A 21,861-nucleotide genomic window follows, 5' to 3' on the forward strand; every position below is an offset into this window, starting at 1 on the left:
ACAATCCACCGAGTAGCATCCCCCAGCCTGCCGCCAGCGCCTTCACGGTCAACCGTGTCCAGGGATTACCGGCCAACAGCACTCAGTCCAAGCCCCAGAAATACCTGATCGAAACCAATCCGGTACTCACCAACCTCAAGCAGTTCATGAGTTCGGATTACCTGCTGGCCAACCTGGGCTACAACCCCGACCAAAGTGCCAAGCGCCTGGGCGATGGCCTTTATGAACAACGCCTGATCCAGCAAGCGGTAGTGGCTCGTACCGGCCAGCGCTTCATCGATGGCCAGACCAGCGACGAAGGCCTGTTCAAATACCTGATGAACAACGCCATCGCCAGCAAGACGGAACTCAACCTGTCGCTGGGCGTCAGCCTGACCTCCGAACAGGTCGCGGCGCTGACCCACGACATTGTCTGGATGGAAAACGCCGAAGTGAACGGCGAGCAAGTGCTGGTGCCGGTGCTGTACCTGGCCAACGCCAACAACCGCCTGGCTGCCAACGGCGCCCTGATCCAGGGCAGCGACGTGACCCTGATCGCCGGCAAGGACCTGAACAACGCCGGTACCTTGCGCGCCTCCAACAACCTGTCGGCCACCGCCACCAACGACCTGGTCAACAGCGGCCTGGTAGAAGCCGGCAATCGCCTCGACCTGCAGGCCGGCAACAACATCGTCAACAAGGCCGGCGGCATCATCGCCGGCCGTGACGTCACGCTGACCGCCACCCGGGGCGATGTGATCAACGAACGCACCGTCACCACTCACGAAAGCGGCAGCGGCTATCGCAACGAGCGCACCGACTTCGTCGACAACGCCGCCCGCATCGAAGCCGGCAACTCGCTCACCCTCAAGGCCGGACGCGATATCAACAACGTTGGCGGCGTGCTGAAAAGCGGGGCGGATACCACGATCACTGCCGGCCGTGACGTCAACCTCACATCAGCCGAACAGATCGTCAGTGGTGAGCGGGGACTGCATCGGGATCAGAGCATTACCCAATATGGCTCAGACATTGATGTAGGGCAGGACCTGAAGGTCAATGCCGGTCGAGACCTCACCGTCATTGCCAGCCAGATCGATGCCAAACGCGATGTGAGCATGAGCGCTGTCGGCGACTTGACCCTGGCTTCGGCGGCGGATGAACAGCACTCATATAGCAAGAGCAAGAAGGTTACCAGTCAGGAGGATCATGTCAGTCAGGTGTCTACGACGGTCAATGCGGGGGGCAACATTACCCTCAGTGCGGGCAAGGATCTGGACCTGATTGCCAGCCGAGTGAGTGCGGGGGATGAGGCCTATCTGTTTGCGGCCAATAACCTGACGCTCCAGAGCGCAGAAGACAGTGATTACAGCTTTTACAGCAAAACCAAGAAAAGCTCCTCGGGCAAGAAGAGTCGACTCGATGAGGTGGCCAGCACCACCAACATCGCAAGCGCCGTGACCTCCGGCGGCAACAGTACGCTGCTGGCCGGCAATGACATGCTGATAAAAGGCAGCGAGATCGCGGCCGATAAAGGTGGTGTGCAACTGGTGGCTGGCAATGACGTGCAGATCGTTGCGGTCACTGATTCGAACAGTGCCCGCCATGAGAGCAGCTCAAGCAAAAGTAGTTGGGGGGGCTTGAAGTCGAGCAAGGTCAAGGATCAGCTTTCTGAGACACAAACCACTGCTGTCGGTAGCGTGATCTCGGGTAACACCGTGGATGTGGTGGCCAATCGCGACGTCACAATCACCGGCTCATCCCTGGTCAGTACCCAGGATCTGGCTGTACAGGCCGGCCGTGACCTGACCATCAACGCAGCGGAAAACATCTTCACCCGCGACGAATTCCATAAGGAAAAAAATCGTGATCTGAGCGGCGTACTGACGGCCAATAACCTTGGCGTCGATGACATCACTGGCAACCAGCACCTGTCGGTCAGCAGTCAGAATCACACCGGCACTTCGTCCCAAACCACCTTGACCGGTAGCACCATTGGCTCCAGTGAGGGTAGCGTCAGCCTCACCAGCGGTCGTGAACTGAACGTGATCGCCAGCGACCTGATCAGCACCAAGAACATGAGTCTGATCGGTTCCAAGGTGACCATCGCTGCCGGCATGGAAAGCGCGAGCCAGAGCAGTACCGACAAGAGCAGCAGTTTGGCTGTAGGTCGGGTAGTTGGCGGCGTGATCGTGGACACGGTCAATACGATTCGAAGCTCAGTAGAAGCGGCTAATAACGCCGACGATCCGCGACTCAAAGCGGTGAAGCTGGCTCAGGCGGCAATGGCGTTCAACGATCTGGGAGGTATGGGCGGCGACGCGGAAGGCGCTGGTTCGGATTATGGAAAAAAACAGGGCTCTGCCAGCAACGACTCCATGATCAAGATTGGTACGGAACTGGCGAACACTCATAGCAAAAGCACAAGTGAGTACACCAGCCAAACCGCCAAGCAAAGTACGCTCAATGCAGGCAAAAACTTGTTGATCATCGCCGATGGCGGTGCGCCGGGAGCGGCGGGTGATATTCACGTCATTGGCAGCAGCTTGAAAGCCGCCGACACCGTATTAATTGCAAAAAACAACATCACCCTGGAAAGCGCGCAAAACACTGCCAACTGGGCCAATAACAACAGCAACAACAAAACCGCCATAGGTGCCAGCTTCAACCTCGGCGAGCAGAATGGGTTCACCCTCGACCTGGGAGCGTCCATCGCCAAGAGCATGGGGACCGGTAGCTCCGTTACCCAAGTCAACACGACCCTGGATACCGGTTCTCTATCCCTTCACAGTGGGCAGGACACCACCCTGGCTGGCGCGCAGGTACGGGCCGACAGCATCAACGCGTTGATTGACGGCAACCTCACCATCACCTCGCGCCAGGACACCGAGACCCAGAAGAGCAAACAGGGCAGTGCCGGTTTCGGTGGCAGCATCTGTATTCCGCCGTTCTGCTACGGCTCAACCGTGGCCGTGTCTGGAAGCCTGGCCGCTGGCAACATGAACAGTGAGTACAAGGCTGTAACAGACCAGAGCGGTTTGTTCGCCGGCAAGGGCGGTTACGACATCACCGTCGGTAAAAACACCACCTTGCAAGGTGCGGTGATTGCCAGTGAGGCGTCTGCCGACAAGAACCTGCTCAGCACTGATCGTCTGATCGTCAGTGACATCAAAAATACCAGCGACATCAGCGCCCAGTCGGCAGGCTTTTCGGCTTCCTACGGCAGCAATGCCGGCTCAAGTGTGGGCGGTAGCGTTCCGCTGTCACTGAACGATTCGGACCACAGCAGCACCCGCAGTGCTGTCAGCGAAGGCAGCATCATCGTGCGCAACGCCGAGGGTGCGAATGATCTGGTTGGGCTGAATCGCGATACCGCAAACGCCAACCAGACGCTGGACAAGCCTGATGAAAAAGCGATGCAGGAGCGGATTGATCTAATCCAGAGCACCGTTGCGCTTTCAAAAAACATCATCAACAAAGTAGCCAACGCTCAGCAGCAAGCAGCCAGTGACAAAATCAAATCCGCGACGACTGAGGAGGAGCGCCAGGCTGCAATCAATGAGTTCGACAGTTGGCGAGCAGGCGGCGACAAACGCTTTATGGCGGATATCGCCGCTGGCGTGATAGCCGCCGGTTTGGGGAGTGTGAGCGGTGCGACGGCGATAGGCGTTGTCGCCAATACCACAGCGGCGGATACCTTCAGAACGATAGGCAACTACGCCGATCAACAACTGGCGGACGCAATACGTAACAAGGACACGACCCTGCAAGCGGCGTGGGCTGAAGGTGGCTCTGCACGTGTCTTGTTGCACAGCCTGGCCGGTGCCGTACAAGGCTTAACGAGTGGCTCGGTAGTAAACGGTGCCCTTAGCGCAGGCGCGTCGGCAGCAATCATGCCGGCGTTGGATGAGGTGCTGAAAGGTTACGATATCGGCGTGGCAAGCCGGGATGCATTCGGGACTTTGATCGCCGCAGGCTTGGGGGCGGCGGTCGGCGGCGGCGGTTCGGTTGCGCAGATGAGCGGTGCCGCTATTGCTGCCAATGTTGAGCAGTTCAACCGTCAGATGCACCCGGCAGAAATTCCGCTGATTAAGGCTCAAGCACAAGCATTGGCCAAAGACGCAGGGATTACCGAAGCCGAGGCGGAAACGCGCTTGGCCAGGGCATTGGTGTACTACACCGATGCGGGCTGGCGTACGGTCATTGACGCCAAGGCGACGGCCCCTGCTGACATGACCCTCAAGTATTTGGGTATTGCATTAGCCCCATTGGCGGATAGCTACGATGTCACTGCGACGGTCAACGAAGATGTCCCTGTGTTCAGTGACAAAAAGACCTACACGCCAAACGAAACGGCTCGTCTGCTTCAAAATTACAGTGTTAACCACCCTGAGGCGTATGCGGATAATCGGCTGTACGGCGATTATCTGAATCCGAACTCCAATTACTTCCCAACAGTTGAAGACTTTCATAACCTGGATTTTTATGAAAAAAATCTGAATTTCCGTGACGGTTTTGGCGACTTCATTGCCGGTTCAATCACGGGTCTACCGAAAGGGTATTGGAATGCTGCGACTGGTGCCGCCACCAATTTCTGGGCGCTGGGCAATAGCCTTTTCAAACACCCCGTAGATACGACGAGTCAGATCGCAAACGGTCTATTGTTCTCGATGGCGAGCCCCGATAGGCTGTTGAGCAGCTACCGTGAAAACAAGAATGACGTAGAGATATTGACCTATCTGTATCAGCTGCAAGGCGACACGGCTGCTAGCGCGGCGGTTCGAGCCAAATATGATGCGGAAATGGCAATTAATCTGGTGCCAGCGGGGCGGGTTGGGAAGCTGGGTGAGGTTGTAGGATGGGAAAGACAGTTCCTTGAGGGTGCAAAAGGTGGAAGCTCGGTCGCGAATGATTTCTTTGCAGGTACGAAATACACAGATAAAGTCTTAGGTCAGATCAAGACTGGCGATCTTCATGGATTCCCGGAAAGTGTCACAACGTTCCAAGGGGCCGGACAGGTGACGAAGATCACAGGGGGAGATGGTGTTGTAAGAGATATGCTGAAAATTCCAGGTGAGTATCGTGGGAAACAAGGCGTTTTCGAGTTCATAAAGGAGTCGGATGGGTCAATCAATCATCGACTATTCAAGCCGACCCCGGCGGAGTGACTTATGAGTGTTATATGGTCGGAACAAATTGATCCTATTCTAAGTCGCGGGATATCCCTAGAATATTTGGGGGTGCGGAACTGGGCCCTGCGTCGCGATGACGCTTTACGTGCTATTTATGAACTTGAGGCTCTCGGAATCTCGATTCTTGGAGGGGATGTATATCAATTAGTTGGCGAGATAGCTGAGCAGACGTACGACAGTTGGTACTGCGACCAAGCTCCAGATGAGTCGGATTCTGTTTTTTTAAAGCGAAGTTCAGATAAGGCAGCGAATTACATTTGCAGCTACTTAATGCAATGGGGGCTTTTCGCGCTAGTGCCTAAAGTTTAATGGTGCAAAGGGTGAAACTGCAGTTGCACCTGGCAATTTAGTATTAACGACGAACTCCTCTAAAGTTGGGAAGTATGCGGGGAGAACTGACATAAGCTATCGTCTGGCTTCCGAAATAAATGTGACATTCCCTGAAGGGTGGTCTCCGCCATACAAACCTGGTACGAGAGTTACCGAATTTACAAATACCGTAGATGATGTCTACGTCCGGGTTCATGGTGAAAGCAACATGGCTCGCTCCTGGATGATGAAGTCCGAAGCTATTGAGGGGTTGACCCCTGCGCAGATTAAATCGAAATATGCGCTTCCTGATCTGCCCACGTTTGTATCCGAGGTCAATGTGCCAGCCGGTACTAGAATTAGGACAGGTACTGTGAATCCAGTTTTTGAAGGCGTAGGAAATGCGACGCAATATGAGCTGCTACAACGACTACCTGCATCGGCATTTACAAATACTAGGAGGCTTGGACAATGAATGCTATCGAGTTTAGTGTTAAAGGTGAAAGGCTTTTTGTTGGGGGTGAGTCCGTCGGTCTGCCGTACATAGTTGGTGATGTTGTGGCGTGTGGTAGTTTGCTTTTGGTTAGAGTTGAGCCGCCAATCGGTGTTATTTTCAATAGGAATATCTTTGCGGTTACAAGGAAAGGTGAAATTGTTTGGCAAATTGCAGAAAGTCCCCATGGGACCGAAGCGGAGAAACCATACGTCGGAATTTTTCGTGCTAAGGATGGGGGCGTGGTTGTATCCAATTGGAATGGAGTTGATTACTTAGTGGATCTGGAGTGTGGCAGTATTGCTGCAAAGGCTTTTAATAAGTGAGAAAACGGAAGCAGCGACAAATCATGTTTTTTCTGAAAGTGCGAGGGTAAATGGGGGGTAAAGGGGACGGTAAAGGGGGCGGACTTATTAGTTTTGCAGCGGTGCGATGGCCAAAATATAAATCTGAGGATCATGCAAATGGTTTTCCTTTTTTATTATTATGATCAGGTGTTGCTTCGCGAAATGTGGGGGGCGGAAAATACTATTAAGAGAAGTTGGTTTGATGGAGGTGGCTGTATAGCGTAAGGGGGCGGTGTGTAGTGTGGTGTAGTAAAAATTATCGCGTTCCTCTTTGTTTATTTAAATATTTATGATGCGCTGGATTAAAAAAGTTTTTTCATTGGTCAAAACATACGCTTATAAGGATGTATCTTTGAAGAGAACCATATTGCTAACACTGACCCTGATTCTCACATTACCAGGCTGCCATTCCAGCATCAGAGACTCGTCCCCAAGTCTGCTGAAAGACGGCATCCAGCTGCGCCAGAACACGGTAGTTGTCGATGCGCAGCACGCCAAGGTCATCATGAAAGCGTCGGGCTACACATTTCCAGTAGAATTTTCGGTCCGCCGTGCGACAGATCCTGACCAACGATTTGAGGTACTTGGAACTGTGGTGGATTCCGGCCAGGGCAAGGTGTTCGGCTGGATCGCTAAACTCAACGAAGTGGCCAACAGCGCCACGGTTAAACGCTTCCCGCAGTTGGAAGTACAGGCCGATGCCGATAAGCCGTTCGAGGTGTCGGGATATTCGAATGGCAGGAGCGCTGGGGGTACCTATAGTTGCGGTCCGCTGAAAAGCACCTTTACGCCAGAACGAAGCAAGGTCTATCTGGTGGAGTTCCAGTTTGTGGGTGAGCGCTGTGAGCAGCATGTTTACGATGTCACCCAGCCTCAGCAGCGTATTCCCGTGACGAGCGTACCAGCGGTGTGAAAGGGATTTATCTATTGCTCACAATATGAAACGGGCGACCCAAAAGGTCGCCCGTTTTCATTCACTCCACAACCTGCGCCCGCAATCGCCGACCAATCACATCCATCAAATCACAGCCATCACGCAATGGTATGGCCAGCAATTTGGAGAAGTCAGAAAGCACAACCGTGTCACAACCTATTTCGGCACGAAAGGCGATGTTCTCCAGCACCTGAGTGACCGTGCGAATGCGGTAATCCGCCATGGCTTGCAGGACGTCTAGCGGGGCTTGGGTGTCGATGAGCAGGGAGGCCGGGATCAAGTCGATTCCGGTGAGGGGCATGTATCGATTCATTTGAAGGTCTCTGTTTGATTGGCTAATGCCGTCACTCAGTCGTCGCCAAACGAGAGGGTGGCAGCTGTACGCAGGTTGGCGAACCGGTACAGAGAAACCGGCAGACCCGAAGATCTCCCGCGCACAGCCGCCATAAATAGCGGCTTTGCGGGTGCGTCGGCGCCTGCAATTAAGCTGATAGCCTTCGCATTCTCTGTATCAGGTCGCCAAACCTGAATCGCCATGTGGGCGACGGACGGACTATAAGCTTCATCGTTCCGACGGTGCAAGGCGCCTGATTTCCGAGATTGGTGTAGGAACTTTAGCTGTGGCAGCAACCGGCCGAGACCTTGTCATCATACTGATCATGAAGCCTCACCCACTCCATGATTTCCTCTTCATTGCGGCCCTTGGGCGTCAGGTCCAAGTAGTTGTAAGCCCCAACCAACATGTCCAAACCTCGGGCATAAGTGGAATAGGTGTGGAAAATCTCTCCAGCTTCATTGCGATAAAACACGCTAAGGCCGGGGAGTTCTTCTTCGGCACCGTCGGATTTTTCGTAGTTGTAGGTGGCTTTACCGGCGGTGACGTCTTCTGCTCGGGCCGAGACGCCGAAGTCGTAATTGAAGTCGCAGCCTTCTGACGACACCCAATCGAATTTCCAGCCCATGCGTCGTTTGAAGGCCTGGAATTCGGCGAACGGTGCGTGGGAAACTGCCACCACGGCGACGTCATGATGGGCCAGGTGTTGGTTGGCGCCGTCAATGTGATCGGAGAGGAACGAGCAGCCGGAACAGCCTTCGTCCCAACCTTTGCCAAACATGAAGTGGTAGATGACCAACTGGCTGCGGCCGCCGAACAGGTCCGCCAGTTTCAGTTCGCCGTTCGGGCCCTGAAAGTGGTAGTCCTTGTCGATTTTCACCCAGGGCAGGGCGCGGCGTTCGGCGCTGAGTTTGTCTCGTTCTTTGGTGAAGGCTTTTTCGTGGGCCAGGTGTTGCTTGCGGGCGGCGAGCCATTCTTCTCGGGAGACGACGGGATGATTCTGAATGTTCATTGGGATTCTCCTGCGGGGTGCTGGGAGGTGACTTACACAACCTAGTCGTTTGACCTACGCCCAATTCGACATACCGCTGGTCGATGCTGTTCAAAACCTCGGCTGAACGGCTACGAACCGCGCCGGTCACAATCTATGAAGGCCATCTCACTCTCTGGCTTTGGAGGTTGAATCAGGATGACGACTTATAACTGGGATTTGATTGAACGCTTGTTGCACGAGGTGCAGAACAGCGCCGGCCACAGCTTTACGCCACGGCCCTACGCCGAGCAGTACGCGGCGGAGAAAGCGGCGAACGGCGAGGAGATTGAGAACCTGGATCATCTGAAAACAGTGGCCGGTGAGTATGAAAAGTTACTGTTGGCGCGCGGCTATATTGAGCCTCGGCCTGAGGATCAAGGTGGGAACGGTTCGAATTACATTTTGACGCCACGGGGCTCGAGTTTATTGAGCTTGATCGACAGCAGCATTCCGGGGAATGACCATCCGCGGCAGGTGTTGGATGAGCAGGAAGATGCGCTAGATGAGGTGAGGTTTGATGAGATCGCGTCGAGGGCACAGATTGCCTGACGATCACCCCATAACCCATTGTGGGAGCGAGCCTGCTCGCGATTGCGGTACATCAGTAACATCATTGTTTACTGATACACCGTAATCGCGAGCAGGCTCGCTCCCACATTGGATTTGTGTTGCGCTTAGCTCTGTTGCGCTGCCTTCAGGCACTTCAAATCATTGAAATCCTTCCTCACACCCTCGATCTTCTTCAACAACCGCTGGCGCTGTTCCGGTGTGCTTTCGGCCATCAAATCTACAAACAGTCCCCGTGCCTGGGCTTCGGTGCTGGCGTAGGCCTGGCGATAAGCGGGCGTCCACAAGCTCTCGCGATTCACCAGAAGCGTCTCGATGCGCTGTGGGAATTCTGGACTCTGGCGCTGCGCAACCGTCGCACTGAATTGCTTCTGCCAATGGGCACGGTTGGCGATCCATTGCGTATTCTGGTCACCCAAGGTGTTGGACCACGCGACAACGCGTAGCTGCTGGGTGGCGCTGAGCGGGCCGAGCCAGTCATTCAGGCGTTTTTCCATACGCTGGCTGCGCGCCTTGATCTGTTGGTCGAGAGACGGTTTGAGGTATCGCTCCTGGCGCTTGTTCTGGTCCTTGGCGAAGGCGTCGTTCATCTCTGCGACTTGCTTGTCATCCAGCCCCTGTAACAGCTCAATGGCCGACGGGGTGATTTCCCGGGCGGTCTGGGCGATGGCCTGTTTGGCTTCCTTGACGCGGGTTTGCAGCGCAGCGTCGGTGACCTGGTTGGTCTCGACCATGACCTGCAAGCGGTCCAGCCAGTCGAGGTAGCCCGGCAATTGAGTGGTGCAGTGCCAGCTCAGGTGTTCCTTGAGGCGCTCGTTGAACCAGCCTTTCTGCTCGCCGTTCATGTCCAGGTAGTCGCTGAGCGTCCACGGAATGATCACGTCGAGGTTGCGATAGGCCAGGCCCACGCGGCTGCACGCACCGAGGGCGAGACTGAGGGTGATAACGACGGCGAGACACTTCAACCAGCGCGACATGGGCGAATCCTTTGCGAAGGCCTGGCTTTTTTAATGGGCTTTTCTATGTGAACGCAGGATGAGCCTCGCAGTTCAGCCGATCAATAAAAGGCGCGTTCGGCCTTGAGGGTGATTAGCCCGTCGCATTGGCTGTTGCGCCCGGAATAGGCGGAGCAACTGTTGCCGCTCAAGCTGGAGTCACTGTAGATCAGGTCCAGATCGACGCCCATGAACGGGCGGGAAAGTTGCACTGACCAGTCGGTGAAACTGCCTACATACCCACCGTCTACGGACACCGGCGTGTTGAGCTGGTGGGTGGTGTATTTCATGCTGATCCCGATGCCGAAGGGCTGATTGCCACCGAGGTCGGCGAATACGGTGCTGTTCTGTTTGTCCGGGTCATTGCTGAAGGCTGCGCCGAAACGGCTGCCCAAAAAGGTCAGGCCACCGAAAAGCTCCTGGCTGTCGAGGGTGTCCACTTTCGGATAGCTGTAACGGATCATGCCGACTTCGTACCCGAGGGTATTATCGAAAGGCTGTTTAAAGCCCATGTAGGAGTCGACTTCAAGGTTGGCCCCAGGCGTTAAACCCATGCTCGGTGCCCATTGGCCCACGTAAAAACCGCTTTCGTGACTCAGGTCGAGACCACCGTGGAACGAGCCGGTGCTGGAAGGTTTGACCAGCCCCTGGGCCATGCTGCGGCTGGGGGTAGTGCCGAGTTTGAGATCGAAGTCGCCCAGTTCACGCTGAAAGATTTGCGCATTGGCGACCGAACACGACAGCAGGGTGCCGAGCAATAAATAGGAGGGTTTGAGCATGCGTCACTCCATGACAGCGAGGTGCAGGCACTAAAAACCTACTGAAACGCTTGATCTAGACGTGTGCAAGCATACCGGCGAATGCTCGGCATCGAGGGCCGTTCGTCGATTTTTGAAATATTGGTTTGTTTGCGGGGGTGTTGCGAGGAGGGTTCCAGTCCAAGCGCTTCGAAGCTCAAAGCGCTTAGGGACCAGGTGACGCGGCGGATCTTGGGGACGTTACTTCTTGCCCAGAGTGATCTGCTTGGACGGGCCGAACGTCTGGCCGCTGACGCCTTTGGCAATTTGTTGGATCTCTCCGCCGGACTTGAGGAACGCAGCAATCTGGTTGTTGATCGATTCGCTGGTTTCAACGGCTGGAGCTGGCTTTGCTTTGCTGTTGGATGCTTTTACACGCATGGCGGCCATTAACCTATAGAAAATTAACTTGGCCAGGCATCGTACAGGAAATACTTGACAATTGCTTGGTAAATATCCCCCCGAAATGCACAGAGCAGATGAAGAATTAATCACAAGTTATTATTCTGAATAGGCCTCTAAGCTGCTGTTTTAACTAAGAACAATCGTGAAAAATTACAGTTTTCCGCCTGGCGGACAGGTGCGAAAATCTCCAGAACGGCCTGACGAGCGGCCTGGTGCGTGCGGTAAAGCCCAGGAAAATTAAGCCCTTCAGAGGATTTTCTTGCGCCACCGGGCTGGCCAGCGAACGCAGCCCGCAAAACCGGGTAGAATGCCGCCCACGCAATGAGGGTATTGGAAATGGCTTTAGTCGGGCGCTACAACAGTTTGCAAGTGGTTAAACACACTAACTTCGGTTTATATCTGGACGGTGGCGCGGATGGCGAAATCCTCCTGCCTAATCGTTATATTCCCAAAGATATTCCCAGCGAAGATGAAGACTGGCTCAACGTTTTTATTTATCTGGACAGCGATGACAAACTCATCGCAACTACCGAAAAGCCGAAAGTTCAAGTCGGTGAATTCGCCAGTTTAAAAGTCGTTGAAGTCAACAGCATCGGTGTTTTCCTGGATTGGGGCTTGCCGAAGGATCTGTTGCTGCCGTACTCCGAAGAAAAGCGTCAGATGACCGCCGGCGAGTATGTGGTGGTGCACGTCTACCTCGACAAGCACACCCGCCGCATCACCGCGACGGCGCGTCTGGACCGCTACCTCGACAAGACCCCGGCCAACTACACCCCTGGCCAGGAAGTTGATTTGCTGGTTGCCGAAGCCACCGATATGGGCTTCAAGGCGATCATCAACAACAAGCACTGGGGTCTGATTCACAAGAACGAAATCTTCAAGTTCATGCGCGCTGGCAAAGAAGAGAAGGGCTTTATCAAAGAAGTCCGTGCCGACGGCAAGATCAGCCTGAGCCTGCAACCGGTCGGCGAAGAAGCCGCCACCAGCCTGAACTCGAAGATTCTCGCCAAGTTGCGCGACAACAATGGCAGCCTGCCGGTCAGCGACAAGAGCGACCCGACGGTGATCAGCAGTATGTTTGGCGTGAGCAAGGGCAACTTCAAAAAGGCCATTGGTGCGTTGTACAAGAACGGCCAGATCGTTATTCACGCCGATCGCATTGAACTGAGCTGAGCTCGCGCCCGCCCTCATGTAATGCGATTGCATAGGGTCGGACTGTGATGAAAAAGTCCCGGCCCTGTGTCGGGGCTTTGCTTTTTACTGTCGAGTGACTGCCATGTTTTGTGTTGTCGAGGTGTTCCTGTGAGCGCCACCCGGCGCAGCGCCGATGGGTTTGCCCTGCAAGTGATGATTGGGTTGTGCCTGATCTGGGGTATTCAGCAGGTGATGATCAAGTGGGCGGCGCCAGACATCGCGCCGGTCATGCAGGCCGCCGGGCGCTCGGGTATTTCCGCGTTACTCGTAGGATTGTTGATCTGCTGGAAGGGCGGCTGGGATCAAGTGGGCAATACCTGGCGCGGAGGACTGCTGGCTGGCGCGCTTTTTGGCCTGGAGTTCTTCTTCATTTCCGAAGGCTTGCAACTGACCACGGCCGCGCACATGTCGGTGTTCCTTTACACCGCGCCGATCTTCACCGCATTGGGCGTTCATTGGCTTTTGCCGAGTGAGCGTTTAAGGCCGGTCCAGTGGCTGGGAATTTTCCTCGCCTTCGTCGGGATCGCCATCGCCTTTGCCGGCGGGGTGTCGTGGGACAACCTCGATCACCGCATGTTGATGGGCGATGCGCTGGGCGTGCTGGCTGGCGCGTCATGGGGTGCAACCACGGTGGTGGTGCGCGCTTCGCGCCTGTCGGAAGCGCCGGTGACGCTGACGCTGTTCTATCAATTGATCGTCGGTTTCGTAGGCCTGTTGCTGATCGCGATCCTCAGCGGCCAGGTCACCCACGTCAGCCTGACTACCGTGGCGGTGGCCAGTGTGTTGTTCCAGGGATTGGTGGTGTCTTTCTTCAGTTACCTGACCTGGTTCTGGCTGTTGCGCCGTTATCTGGCGGCGAACCTGGCGGTGTTTTCGTTCATGACGCCGCTGTTCGGCGTCACGTTCGGCGTGGTGCTGCTGGGCGAAGAGCTAAGCTTCAACTTCATTGTCGGCGCGGTGCTGGTGTTGTTGGGCATTACATTTGTCAGCGCTGAGCAGTGGGTGCGCCGTCGCTTGCGCAAAGCCCTTGGGCAGAGCTGACCGGACTTAGCAGTAAACCGCCAGCCACCAGCAAACCACAGCCAGCGAGCACCAGCGCTGGCTGCAAACCATCGCTGAAGTGGCTGCTTAACGCCGGCAGCAACGGCCCGCTGAGCTGACCCACCGCAAAGCACGCCGTCAGCAGCCCGGCGTTGCGCTGGGTGGGCGTGGGGCGCCAGCTCCCGGGAACGTTGCATCACCAGCTGCCTGCGTGATCGCCGGCTCGGGCGTGGCGCTGATGTCAGAGTCGATGCTTGTTAGTCTGCCGGGCCGCGAAAGCGTGGCGGTGCATCCGTGGGCCGAGCCATTTGCCAGTGCCAACATGTGGCTGATGTGGCGAAAAGGCATGGTCGGGGCGAACTTGAACGCCTGGCTTGAGCAGCAAAAATGGGTCTATCCGTCGGCGCCGAGTCAGGCTCGGGCGATGGCTTGAACTATCGGTCAGGTATTTTGATCAATTCAGTAACAGATCATTGCGACTTTGGGCGAGCATTACGTAGGACTTCGGACTATTATCAGTGCGAAGTGGCTACAGAATTTTGGCTACTCGGCACTACCCTGAAGGGGGCACCATGAAAGAGAAAATCCAAAACTGGCTGCACGACCTGGGTGTTGCACTCGGTTTGATCGAACCGCCTCTGCAACCTGTGCCTATTCGCACTGACGACGAACAACGCCGACGCCAACAGCGCCGCCGGTAAGCGTAACGCAGCCGTTGTAGCAGCTGCCGAGCACCGCGAGGCTGCGTTCGGCTCGGGCCGCGTTCGGACGAAGCAGTCGTAGGTTCGGTGCGCGCGGTAATACTGACGGAATGCAATTGTATGTTCTGCGACTGCTTCGCAGTCGAACGCAGCCTCGCAGGCTCGGCAGCTGCTATGTATGGACTCGCCCCCACTGTCTACCCGCTTTTGAAAAACCGCCGCCCCGTTGCATCTATGTATTAGGCCTATTCGAGGAAGCCGTCTTCGGCTTCTGGCCAAAATTGGAAGAGCTCGTGGTATGCCGATTACAGTCAGGCCTCGAAGGCCAGTAGCAGCTAAGGCATCAATCCACGCCGGTCTTACCTGGGGTCAATTTTTTTTCAGCAAAGGGCCGGACAGTTAGTACCTCGGTGGCAGAACTCTGTCGCTCAGTGGCTCATCGTCGCTTGCCGGCCATCACCAGCCTGGCGACGATAAGTCTGGTCATTCTGTAGAAGCACCCAGACGATTCGCAGGTTGCGGTTGGCTAACCTGACCGCAGCCTCCTTACGGCCCAGTCGGCTCATCCAGCGCAACAAGCGGCGGTCATCGGGTTGCTGGGAATCAGGTCGTAGTTGTTGCAGTACCGCATGGGCTCCCTGGATCATCAGGCTGCGTAAATAAACATCGCCTCGCTTGGTCATGTCCCCCAGCCGGACCGTCTGCCCGCTGCTGTGCTGGTCAGGCACCATGCCAAAGTACGCGGCAAACTTGCGGGCATTGGGAAATCGCTCAGGCTTGGTTTCCTTGGCCACCAGTGCCGTGGCAGTGACTGGGCCGATGCCGCGCACAGTCATCAGTCGCTTCGCCGTCATGTCGGCGTTGGCGGCCACTTCGAGGCGCCCCGTCAGCACGCTGATGCGTTCGCCCAAATGGCGCCACTCGGCCAACAGTTCGTCGATCAGTTCACGCAGCAGACCCGGCACCGGCTGGGTGGCATCTTCCAGTACCCGCGGAATTTTCTGGCTGATCGCAACATCGCCCTGCGCCAAGGCCACGCCATGCTCGAGCAGCAGGCCGCGCATCTGATTACTCACGGCGGTGCGGCGACGCACGTAACCTTGACGAGCGCGATGCAGTGCCTGCATGGCCAGCGCCGCAACGCTTTTGACCGGCACTGCGCAGATCTTTTCATCGCGACCAGCCCGCAGGATCGCCAGCGCATCGTTGCGATCATTTTTAGGCCCGCTGCGATGTGTGGCCACCAAGCCGGCTGGAAGAATCCGCGCCAGATTGCCTTGGTCTTGCAGCTGCCGGGCCCAGGCTTGAGCACCCGGGCCGGTCTCCATCAGAACCACGACATGAGGCGGCAACTGGCGTAGAAACTCATAAAACGCCTCGCGCGACTTGATCCGTTGCTCGTAGTGCACCTGGCCGAGGACGTCTTCACCGGCGACCTGAAAGACCTGCTTGGCCAGATCGACCGCCACGGTTGTGCAGGCCGACAAATCGGAAGAAGACAGGAATTGATCAATCGAAGTATGCTTTTTCATGGACTCGCCCTCGCTGTCGTTGGCTGTTTAGACTGCCACCGTGGCGCATTGACGCCTCGGCTTGGGCGAGTCCATCCAATTACAGGGGCGCGCTAGCTCAAGAGGTGGCAAACTCAATGCCGCCCAATCTCCATCAAAAACCGGCTCAAGTCATTCGCCGTTCTGGCGGTCTTGAGCATCTGATCTTCCTCCGCCGTAAACGCCGTCAAACCCAGCTCATCTTCCAGATGGAAGATCAGCTCTTCGATATCTTCTTTATCCAATCCCAATTGCGCCAGGCTCGCGTTGTCGTCGAAGTCATCCTGACTCTCCAGCAGGCGGCGGATGAAACGATGCACGGCAGCACGAACGGCAGCTCTTTTCATGGTTGTTCTTCGAGGGCGTTATTGTTGTTGTCCCTGGGGCTGAGTACAGCAGGCTTCAGGCGTGCAAGCGCTGCCACTCGTCAATCATCGTGCGCAAATGTTCCCCGGAAAAACTCCCGAAATGCCCGCCGTGCACCGTGCGGATCGGCAACTCGCGCAAACGCTGCAGGCTGCGGGCGTAGTCGTCGAGGTTGGAGTGGTAGGCGTCTTCGATCAGTGGCCCGTCGTAGATGATGTCGCCGCTGAACAGGGTTTCGGTCGCTGCTTCGTAAAGGCTGATGCCGCCCGGTGAATGCCCCGGCGTATGCAGCACTTGCAGCGTGCGGTTGCCCAGATCCAGCACGTCGCCTTCTTCGATCAGGCCGGTGGCTGGCGCGGCTTTGACCCGGTATTCGGCGTAGCACAGTGGGCAGTCGGGGTGAGCCTCGAACATGTCGTCGCCGACAAAGGCTTTGCTCAAATCGTTGTCGCCGTCGGGTGCGGCGAGGATGTCCGCTTCAGCCGGATGCACCAGCCGCTCAGGGAATTCGTGGTGTCCGGCGATGTGGTCGAAATGGCAATGACTGGCCACGGCGACCAGCGGCCGCTCGGTGATCCACGGCAGTTGCTCGCGCAGGCTGACCAACCCGGAGCCGCTGTCGAGCAGCAAGTCTTTGTCGCGTCCCTGGATGTGCCAGAGGTTGCAGCGATAGAAGGGGCGGATGTAAGGCTCGTGAATCAGGCGAATGCTGTCGCTGAGTTGTTTGACTTCAAACCACTGATCGCGAGAAACAATCTTCATCAAGGTTTTCTCCAGACGAAAAAAAACGGATGTGGCAACCGACGCCACACCCGTCGAAGAAAGCATCAAGTCGTTATGTTCAGCTTAGGCGGCGCTGGCCACCGCTGCAGGGCGAGGGGACAGCAAGCTGACCACCACGAAACTCACCAGACCCACGCCGAGGCTGTAGTAGATCGGGGTGTTGGCGTCCATTCCGTCCTTGATCATGAACACCAGCGCGGTGGCAAAGCCCAGGCCCATGCTGGCGATAGCGCCGGCGGTGGTTGCGCGTTTCCAGAAGATTGCACCGATCAGCGGGATCAGCATGCCACCCACCAACAGGTTGTACGCCAGGGTCAGCGCGCTGATCACGTCGTTGACTACCAGCGCGATGCCGAGTACCGCGATGCCGGTCAACAGAGTGAACAGGCGGTTGATACCCAGAGTCGACTGTTTGCCGCCGCGCAGTTTCGGCAGCAGGTCTTCGGTCAGCGTGGTGGACGCGGCGAGCAGGCCGGCGCTGGCAGTGGACATCATGGCGGCCAGTGCAGCAGCGATCACCAGGCCACGGATACCGTCTGGCAGGGACAGTTTGACGATGGCGGCGAAGGCATTGTTGACGTTGTCCAGGTCTGGGATCAGTACATGAGCGGCCATGCCGATCAGGGCACAGGCCAGACCGTAGAAGATGCAATAGATGCCCGCGAAAGTACCGGCAACCTGAGCCACTTTGGCGCTCTTGACGGTGAACACACGCTGCCAGATGTCCTGGCCAATCAGGATCCCGAAGAAGTAGATCATGAAGTAGGTGATGATGGTGTCCCAGCCGATGGTGGTGAAGCTGAAGGCGGCTTCCGGCAGTTTCAACACCAACTCATCCCAACCGCCGACGCGGTACAGGCAGATCGGCAACAGGATGAACATCAGGCCGACGGTCTTGATCACGAACTGGACGATGTCGGTCAGGGTCAGGGACCACATGCCGCCGATGGCCGAGTAGATCACCACCACGCCACCGCCGAGCAGTACCGAGATCCAGAACGGCAGGCCGAACAGCACTTGCAGCACGGTGCCGATTGCCAGGATCGAGGTCACGCCGATCATCAGCGCGTACGCCAGCATGATCGCCGCGCTCGCCGAGCGGGCCATCGGGTTGTAGCGTTTTTCCAGCACTTGGGTAACGGTGTAGATTTTCAGCTTCAGCAGCGGTTTGGCGAGGAACAGATTCAGCGCCACGATCCCGCAACCCAGTGCGGCGCAGAGCCAGAAACCGGAGATGCCATGGACGTAGCCCAGACGCACAGTACCGACGGTAGAAGCACCGCCCAGAACGGTAGCGGCCATGGTGCCCATGTACAGGGTAGGGCCGAGGTTACGACCGGCGACCAAGTAGTCTTCGTTGGTCTTGGCCTTGCGCATGCCGAAGTAGCCGAGTACCAGCATCGCGGCGGCGTAAATGAGAACGACGAATAAATCCAATGCCATGATGGCGTGTCTCCGATTGTCTTTTTTATGGTGAAACAAAGATGGTTCTGTGGGGCTGCTCACTGTGGGAGCGAGCCTGCTCGCGAAAGCGGTCTATCAGTCACATTGATGTTGAATGTGCCGCCGTCTTCGCGAGCAGGCTCGCTCCCACAGGGGAAGCGGTTTCAAGCCGGCTGACGTATTTCAGATTTCTTGATGGTGCTGGCACCCTTGCTGCGTGGATCGTTTGGACCGAACACCGCGGCCGATTCCGGGAACAGGCTCAACAGCGCCAGGTACACCAGCGACGCCAGGCCAAGGGTGACCGGCAAGCTGATGTCGATGCCGCCGGCCAGTTCACCGAGCGGACCCACGAACTGCCCAGGCAGGTTCACAAAGCACAAGCCCACCGCAGCGCTCGGGATCCAGGCACCCAGCCCACGCCAGTTCCAGCCATGCGTGAACCAGTAACGACCCCCTTTCTCGCCGCGGGTGAACACTTGCAGGTCATCCGGACAGTAGAAGCCGCGACGCACCAGCAGGCCGATGATCATGATCACCATCCACGGGGTGGTGCAGGTGATGATCAGCACGGCGAAGGTCGACACGCTCTGCACCAGGTTCGCGGCAAAGCGCCCGATGAAGATGAAGGCAATCGACATCACGCCGATCAGCAGCGTTGCCTTGACCCGCGACAGCACACGAGGGAACACGCTGGACATGTCCAGCCCGGTGCCATAGAGCGAGGTGGTGCCGGTGGACATGCCGCCGATCACTGCGATCAGGCACACCGGCAGGAAGAACCAGCTCGGCGAGACGGCCAGCAGCCCACCCACGTAGTTGTTGGCTGCGATGTAGTCCGGCGCCTTGATCGCTACGATGGTGGCAGTGGCGAGGCCGAACAGGAACGGGATGAAGGTTGCGATCTGCGAGATCACCACGGCGGCCATGATGCGGCGCTTGGAGGTGTCACGCGGGATGTAACGCGACCAGTCACCGAGGAACGCGCCGAAGGAAATCGGGTTACTCATCGCCACCAGCGCCGCGCCGATGAAGGCGGCCCAGAAACCGGGTTGGCCCATGCTGACGGTGCCGGCGTAGTTCACATCGAACGGACCGACGAAGGCGAAGATGCCCAGCAGGAACAGCAGGCTGGCGCTCCATACCGCGATCTTGTTGACCCACAGCAGGAAGCGGAAACCGTAGATGCAAACGGTGAGCACCAGGATCGCGAACAGACCGTAGGCCAGCCCCAGGGTCAGGTCGGTTTCCGGAAGACCGATCAGGCGTTTGGCACCACCGATCAGCGCATCACCCGAACTCCACACCGAGAGCGAGAAGAAGGCGATGGCGGTCAACAGCGACAAAAACGATCCGACGATCCGCCCGTGCACGCCAAAGTGCGCACCGGAAGACACAGCGTTGTTGGTGCCATTGATCGGGCCGAACAGGCCCATCGGCGCGAGGATCAGCGCACCGAGTAACACGCCCAGCACGATCGCCCAGACACCGGCCTGGAACGACAGGCCGAACAGCACCGGGAAACTGCCGAGCACGGCGGTAGCAAAGGTGTTGGCGCCGCCGAAGATCAAGCGAAACAGGTCGCTGGGTCGGGCGTCGCGCTCATGATCCGGGATCTGTTCGACCCCGTGGGTTTCAATCTGCGTAAGGCTTTGGTCTTTGTTGTTGTTATTCATGATCTGCTCCGATCATAAAGGCGCGCTCATCGTGCGTGAGCGTCACCTGTTTTGGCTAAGGGGGTGGCAGCCCTTCCGGCATTGCGGACAAATGTTCGTGGCAGGCCAGCCATAGGCCTTGTTGTTCTTGGCCAGACGCTTGTTTCTTGAAAACAATCGTCTCGCGCTCCTGGCTGAAGTGTTGCTCCCCTTGCATGCGCAGCTCGGTGGCCACGTCATGGATGAAAATCGCCACGTCACCTTGCAGGCTGACAAAGGCGTTGCTTGAAGCACACGAAAGCACCTCGAAGCCATCCTCCGAGCGCCAAGTGTCCCACAACGCCTGATAGGCATCGCGCGACAGCAGGGGCTGTTCGAGGGTGTAGAACACGAAGCTCGCGTCGGCGCTGAACGCGCCGAAGTAGGCCTCGCGATCGTTACGGGCAAAGGCTGACACCAGATCGGCAGCGGCCTTGAGTACCTGATCACGTTCGTTCATGACCGATCCTCAGCGGTGGACCACGCCAGGCAGTACGCAGAGCATTTCGTACAGCAGGTTGGCGGCCAGCAGCGAGGTGTTGCCGGTGGTGTCGTAAGCGGGCGAGACTTCTACCAGATCGCAGCCGACCAGGTCGAGGCCTTGGCAGCCGCGAACAATTTCAATCGCCTGAATGGTCGTCAGACCACCGATTTCCGGGGTGCCGGTACCTGGCGCCCAGGCTGGATCGATGCCGTCGATGTCGAAACTCAGGTACACCGGACCGCCGCCGACTTTCTCGCGAACTTCGGCCATCAGCGGTGCCAGGGATTTGTGCCAGCACTCTTCAGCCTGAACCACACGGAAGCCCTGGTTGCGGCTCCAGTTGAAGTCGTCAGCGGTGTAGCCCTGAGCGCGCAGACCGATTTGCACCACGCGGTCCGGATCCAGAAGGCCTTCTTCGACAGCGCGACGGAAGGTGGTGCCGTGGGCGATTTTCTCGCCGAACATGTGGTCGTTCACATCGGCGTGAGCGTCGATGTGCACCAGGCCGACCTTGCCGTGCTTCTTATGAATCGCACGCAGGATTGGCAGAGTAATGGTGTGGTCGCCGCCGAGGGTCAGGGGGATCACATTGTGTTCGAGGATTTTGTGGTAGGACTCTTCGATGATCCGTACCGCGTCCAGCAGGTTGAACGTGTTGATCGCCACGTCACCGATGTCGGCAACCGACAGCGAGTCAAACGGTGCAGCGCCGGTAGCCATGTTGTACGGGCGGATCATCACCGATTCAGCGCGGATTTCGCGAGGTCCGAAACGGGTACCGGGACGCAGGGAAGTGCCGATGTCCAGCGGGACGCCAACGAAGGCAGCATCCAGACCGGCAGCGGTTGGCAAATGGGGAAGTCGCATCATGGTGGCGATGCCGCCGAAGCGCGGCATTTCATTGCCGCCCAGTGGTTGGTGAAGAATCTTGTCCACGGGTAAGGCCTCATCGTCGTTGTTTTATTTATGTCGGTTGCGCAGGTCGGAGAGACGCAGGCACCGCTGTGGGGCGATTCTGCGAAATGTAGTGGCCGGGAAGAATCGCTACGGGCAAATACTTAGTTCAGATTTTTCTAAACTAATGGCTGGAGGGGGATTAGACTTTGCGGCATTGAGATTTGTGCTCGGCTCAAGAACGACCCCTCACCCTAACCCTCTCCCCAGGGGGTAGAGGGGACTGACCGAGGTGTTCTCGGGAATTACATCGACCTGAAATATAG

General features: G+C 56.9%; 20 protein-coding genes and 2 pseudogenes. 8 read left to right on the forward strand and 14 right to left on the reverse strand.

Annotation, left to right across the window (positions count from 1 at the left end; translation table 11 throughout):
- Positions 1-65: 65 nt before the first annotated feature.
- Positions 66-446 (reverse strand): hypothetical protein, encoded by a 381-nt coding sequence (locus QFW87_RS07725; protein WP_283190197.1) that lies wholly within the window; start codon positions 444-446, stop codon positions 66-68.
- Positions 447-524: 78 nt separating this feature from the next.
- Between QFW87_RS07725 and QFW87_RS07730 the strand changes: the two genes are divergently transcribed.
- The 3 genes from QFW87_RS07730 (at position 525) to QFW87_RS07740 (ending at position 7,233) form a co-directional block, all read left to right on the forward strand.
- On the forward strand, positions 525-5,147 hold the full coding sequence (locus QFW87_RS07730; RefSeq protein WP_283190198.1) for a hemagglutinin repeat-containing protein: 4,623 nt from the start codon (positions 525-527) through the stop codon (positions 5,145-5,147).
- 804 nt (positions 5,148-5,951) lie between these two features.
- On the forward strand, positions 5,952-6,299 hold the full coding sequence (locus QFW87_RS07735) for a hypothetical protein (RefSeq protein WP_283190199.1): 348 nt from the start codon (positions 5,952-5,954) through the stop codon (positions 6,297-6,299).
- Between the two features lie 373 nt (positions 6,300-6,672).
- A complete protein-coding gene (locus QFW87_RS07740; RefSeq protein ID WP_283190886.1) occupies positions 6,673-7,233 on the forward strand; it encodes a hypothetical protein in 561 nt (186 codons plus the stop codon).
- A gap of 61 nt (positions 7,234-7,294) precedes the next feature.
- Here the strand turns inward: QFW87_RS07740 and QFW87_RS07745 are convergent, their stop codons facing one another.
- Together QFW87_RS07745 and QFW87_RS07750 are read right to left on the reverse strand one after the other, a co-directional pair.
- Positions 7,295-7,567, reverse strand: coding sequence for a hypothetical protein (locus tag QFW87_RS07745; RefSeq protein WP_283190200.1), 273 nt, complete (start codon positions 7,565-7,567; stop codon positions 7,295-7,297).
- A 301-nt stretch (positions 7,568-7,868) separates the two neighbouring features.
- Positions 7,869-8,600: a thioredoxin family protein gene (locus tag QFW87_RS07750; RefSeq protein WP_283190201.1), complete on the reverse strand. Its 732-nt coding sequence runs from the start codon at positions 8,598-8,600 to the stop codon at positions 7,869-7,871.
- A gap of 177 nt (positions 8,601-8,777) precedes the next feature.
- Between QFW87_RS07750 and QFW87_RS07755 the strand changes: the two genes are divergently transcribed.
- On the forward strand, positions 8,778-9,170 hold the full coding sequence (locus QFW87_RS07755) for a transcriptional regulator (protein WP_150655031.1): 393 nt from the start codon (positions 8,778-8,780) through the stop codon (positions 9,168-9,170).
- Between the two features lie 125 nt (positions 9,171-9,295).
- On the opposite strand, the gene QFW87_RS07760 is transcribed toward QFW87_RS07755, so the two are convergent.
- From QFW87_RS07760 to QFW87_RS07770, 3 genes are all read right to left on the reverse strand, one after another.
- Positions 9,296-10,165, reverse strand: a complete 870-nt coding sequence (locus QFW87_RS07760; RefSeq protein WP_283190202.1) for a DUF6279 family lipoprotein — start codon at positions 10,163-10,165, stop codon at positions 9,296-9,298.
- Positions 10,166-10,245: 80 nt separating this feature from the next.
- Positions 10,246-10,962: a TorF family putative porin gene (locus QFW87_RS07765; protein ID WP_283190203.1), complete on the reverse strand. Its 717-nt coding sequence runs from the start codon at positions 10,960-10,962 to the stop codon at positions 10,246-10,248.
- A 219-nt stretch (positions 10,963-11,181) separates the two neighbouring features.
- Complete coding sequence (locus QFW87_RS07770) at positions 11,182-11,370, reverse strand: hypothetical protein (RefSeq protein WP_017337097.1); 189 nt, start codon at positions 11,368-11,370, stop codon at positions 11,182-11,184.
- Between the two features lie 351 nt (positions 11,371-11,721).
- Here QFW87_RS07770 and QFW87_RS07775 point away from each other — a divergent pair, with 351 nt between their 5' ends.
- A complete protein-coding gene (locus QFW87_RS07775; protein WP_033056115.1) occupies positions 11,722-12,558 on the forward strand; it encodes a S1-like domain-containing RNA-binding protein in 837 nt (278 codons plus the stop codon).
- A 129-nt stretch (positions 12,559-12,687) separates the two neighbouring features.
- The gene (locus QFW87_RS07780; protein WP_283190204.1) at positions 12,688-13,620 is read left to right on the forward strand and encodes a DMT family transporter; all 933 of its coding nucleotides are present in this window, start codon (positions 12,688-12,690) and stop codon (positions 13,618-13,620) included.
- Here QFW87_RS07780 and QFW87_RS07785 read toward each other — a convergent pair.
- Positions 13,565-13,826 (reverse strand): annotated as a pseudogene (locus tag QFW87_RS07785) (YbfB/YjiJ family MFS transporter); the annotation flags it as partial. The gene QFW87_RS07780 and the pseudogene QFW87_RS07785 sit on opposite strands and share 56 nt — an antisense overlap.
- Between QFW87_RS07785 and QFW87_RS07790 the strand changes: the two are divergent.
- Both QFW87_RS07790 and QFW87_RS07795 read left to right on the forward strand, forming a co-directional pair.
- Positions 13,826-14,053, forward strand: a pseudogene (locus QFW87_RS07790) (LysR substrate-binding domain-containing protein); the annotation flags it as partial. The pseudogenes QFW87_RS07785 and QFW87_RS07790 overlap by 1 nt on opposite strands.
- 139 nt (positions 14,054-14,192) lie before the next feature.
- Positions 14,193-14,321: a PA1414 family protein gene (locus tag QFW87_RS07795; RefSeq protein WP_007914492.1), complete on the forward strand. Its 129-nt coding sequence runs from the start codon at positions 14,193-14,195 to the stop codon at positions 14,319-14,321.
- Positions 14,322-14,749: 428 nt separating this feature from the next.
- On the opposite strand, the gene QFW87_RS07800 is transcribed toward QFW87_RS07795, so the two are convergent.
- From QFW87_RS07800 to speB, 7 genes are all read right to left on the reverse strand, one after another.
- A complete protein-coding gene (locus QFW87_RS07800; RefSeq protein WP_283190887.1) occupies positions 14,750-15,808 on the reverse strand; it encodes an IS110 family transposase in 1,059 nt (352 codons plus the stop codon).
- 158 nt (positions 15,809-15,966) lie between these two features.
- Positions 15,967-16,218, reverse strand: coding sequence for an acyl carrier protein (locus QFW87_RS07805; protein WP_283183506.1), 252 nt, complete (start codon positions 16,216-16,218; stop codon positions 15,967-15,969).
- Positions 16,219-16,273: 55 nt separating this feature from the next.
- Complete coding sequence (locus QFW87_RS07810; RefSeq protein ID WP_283183507.1) at positions 16,274-16,999, reverse strand: MBL fold metallo-hydrolase; 726 nt, start codon at positions 16,997-16,999, stop codon at positions 16,274-16,276.
- 84 nt (positions 17,000-17,083) lie between these two features.
- Positions 17,084-18,463, reverse strand: a complete 1,380-nt coding sequence (locus QFW87_RS07815) for a sodium:solute symporter (protein WP_283190205.1) — start codon at positions 18,461-18,463, stop codon at positions 17,084-17,086.
- A 164-nt stretch (positions 18,464-18,627) separates the two neighbouring features.
- On the reverse strand, positions 18,628-20,139 hold the full coding sequence (locus QFW87_RS07820; RefSeq protein WP_283190206.1) for a cytosine permease: 1,512 nt from the start codon (positions 20,137-20,139) through the stop codon (positions 18,628-18,630).
- A 55-nt stretch (positions 20,140-20,194) separates the two neighbouring features.
- A complete protein-coding gene (locus QFW87_RS07825) occupies positions 20,195-20,617 on the reverse strand; it encodes a nuclear transport factor 2 family protein (RefSeq protein ID WP_283190207.1) in 423 nt (140 codons plus the stop codon).
- A 9-nt stretch (positions 20,618-20,626) separates the two neighbouring features.
- Positions 20,627-21,577, reverse strand: a complete 951-nt coding sequence (speB, locus tag QFW87_RS07830) for an agmatinase (RefSeq protein ID WP_283190208.1) — start codon at positions 21,575-21,577, stop codon at positions 20,627-20,629.
- Between the last annotated feature and the right edge of the window lie 284 nt (positions 21,578-21,861).

The organism is Pseudomonas sp. PMCC200344, from assembly GCF_030053095.1.
In the GTDB taxonomy this organism is placed as follows: domain Bacteria; phylum Pseudomonadota; class Gammaproteobacteria; order Pseudomonadales; family Pseudomonadaceae; genus Aquipseudomonas; species Aquipseudomonas svalbardensis.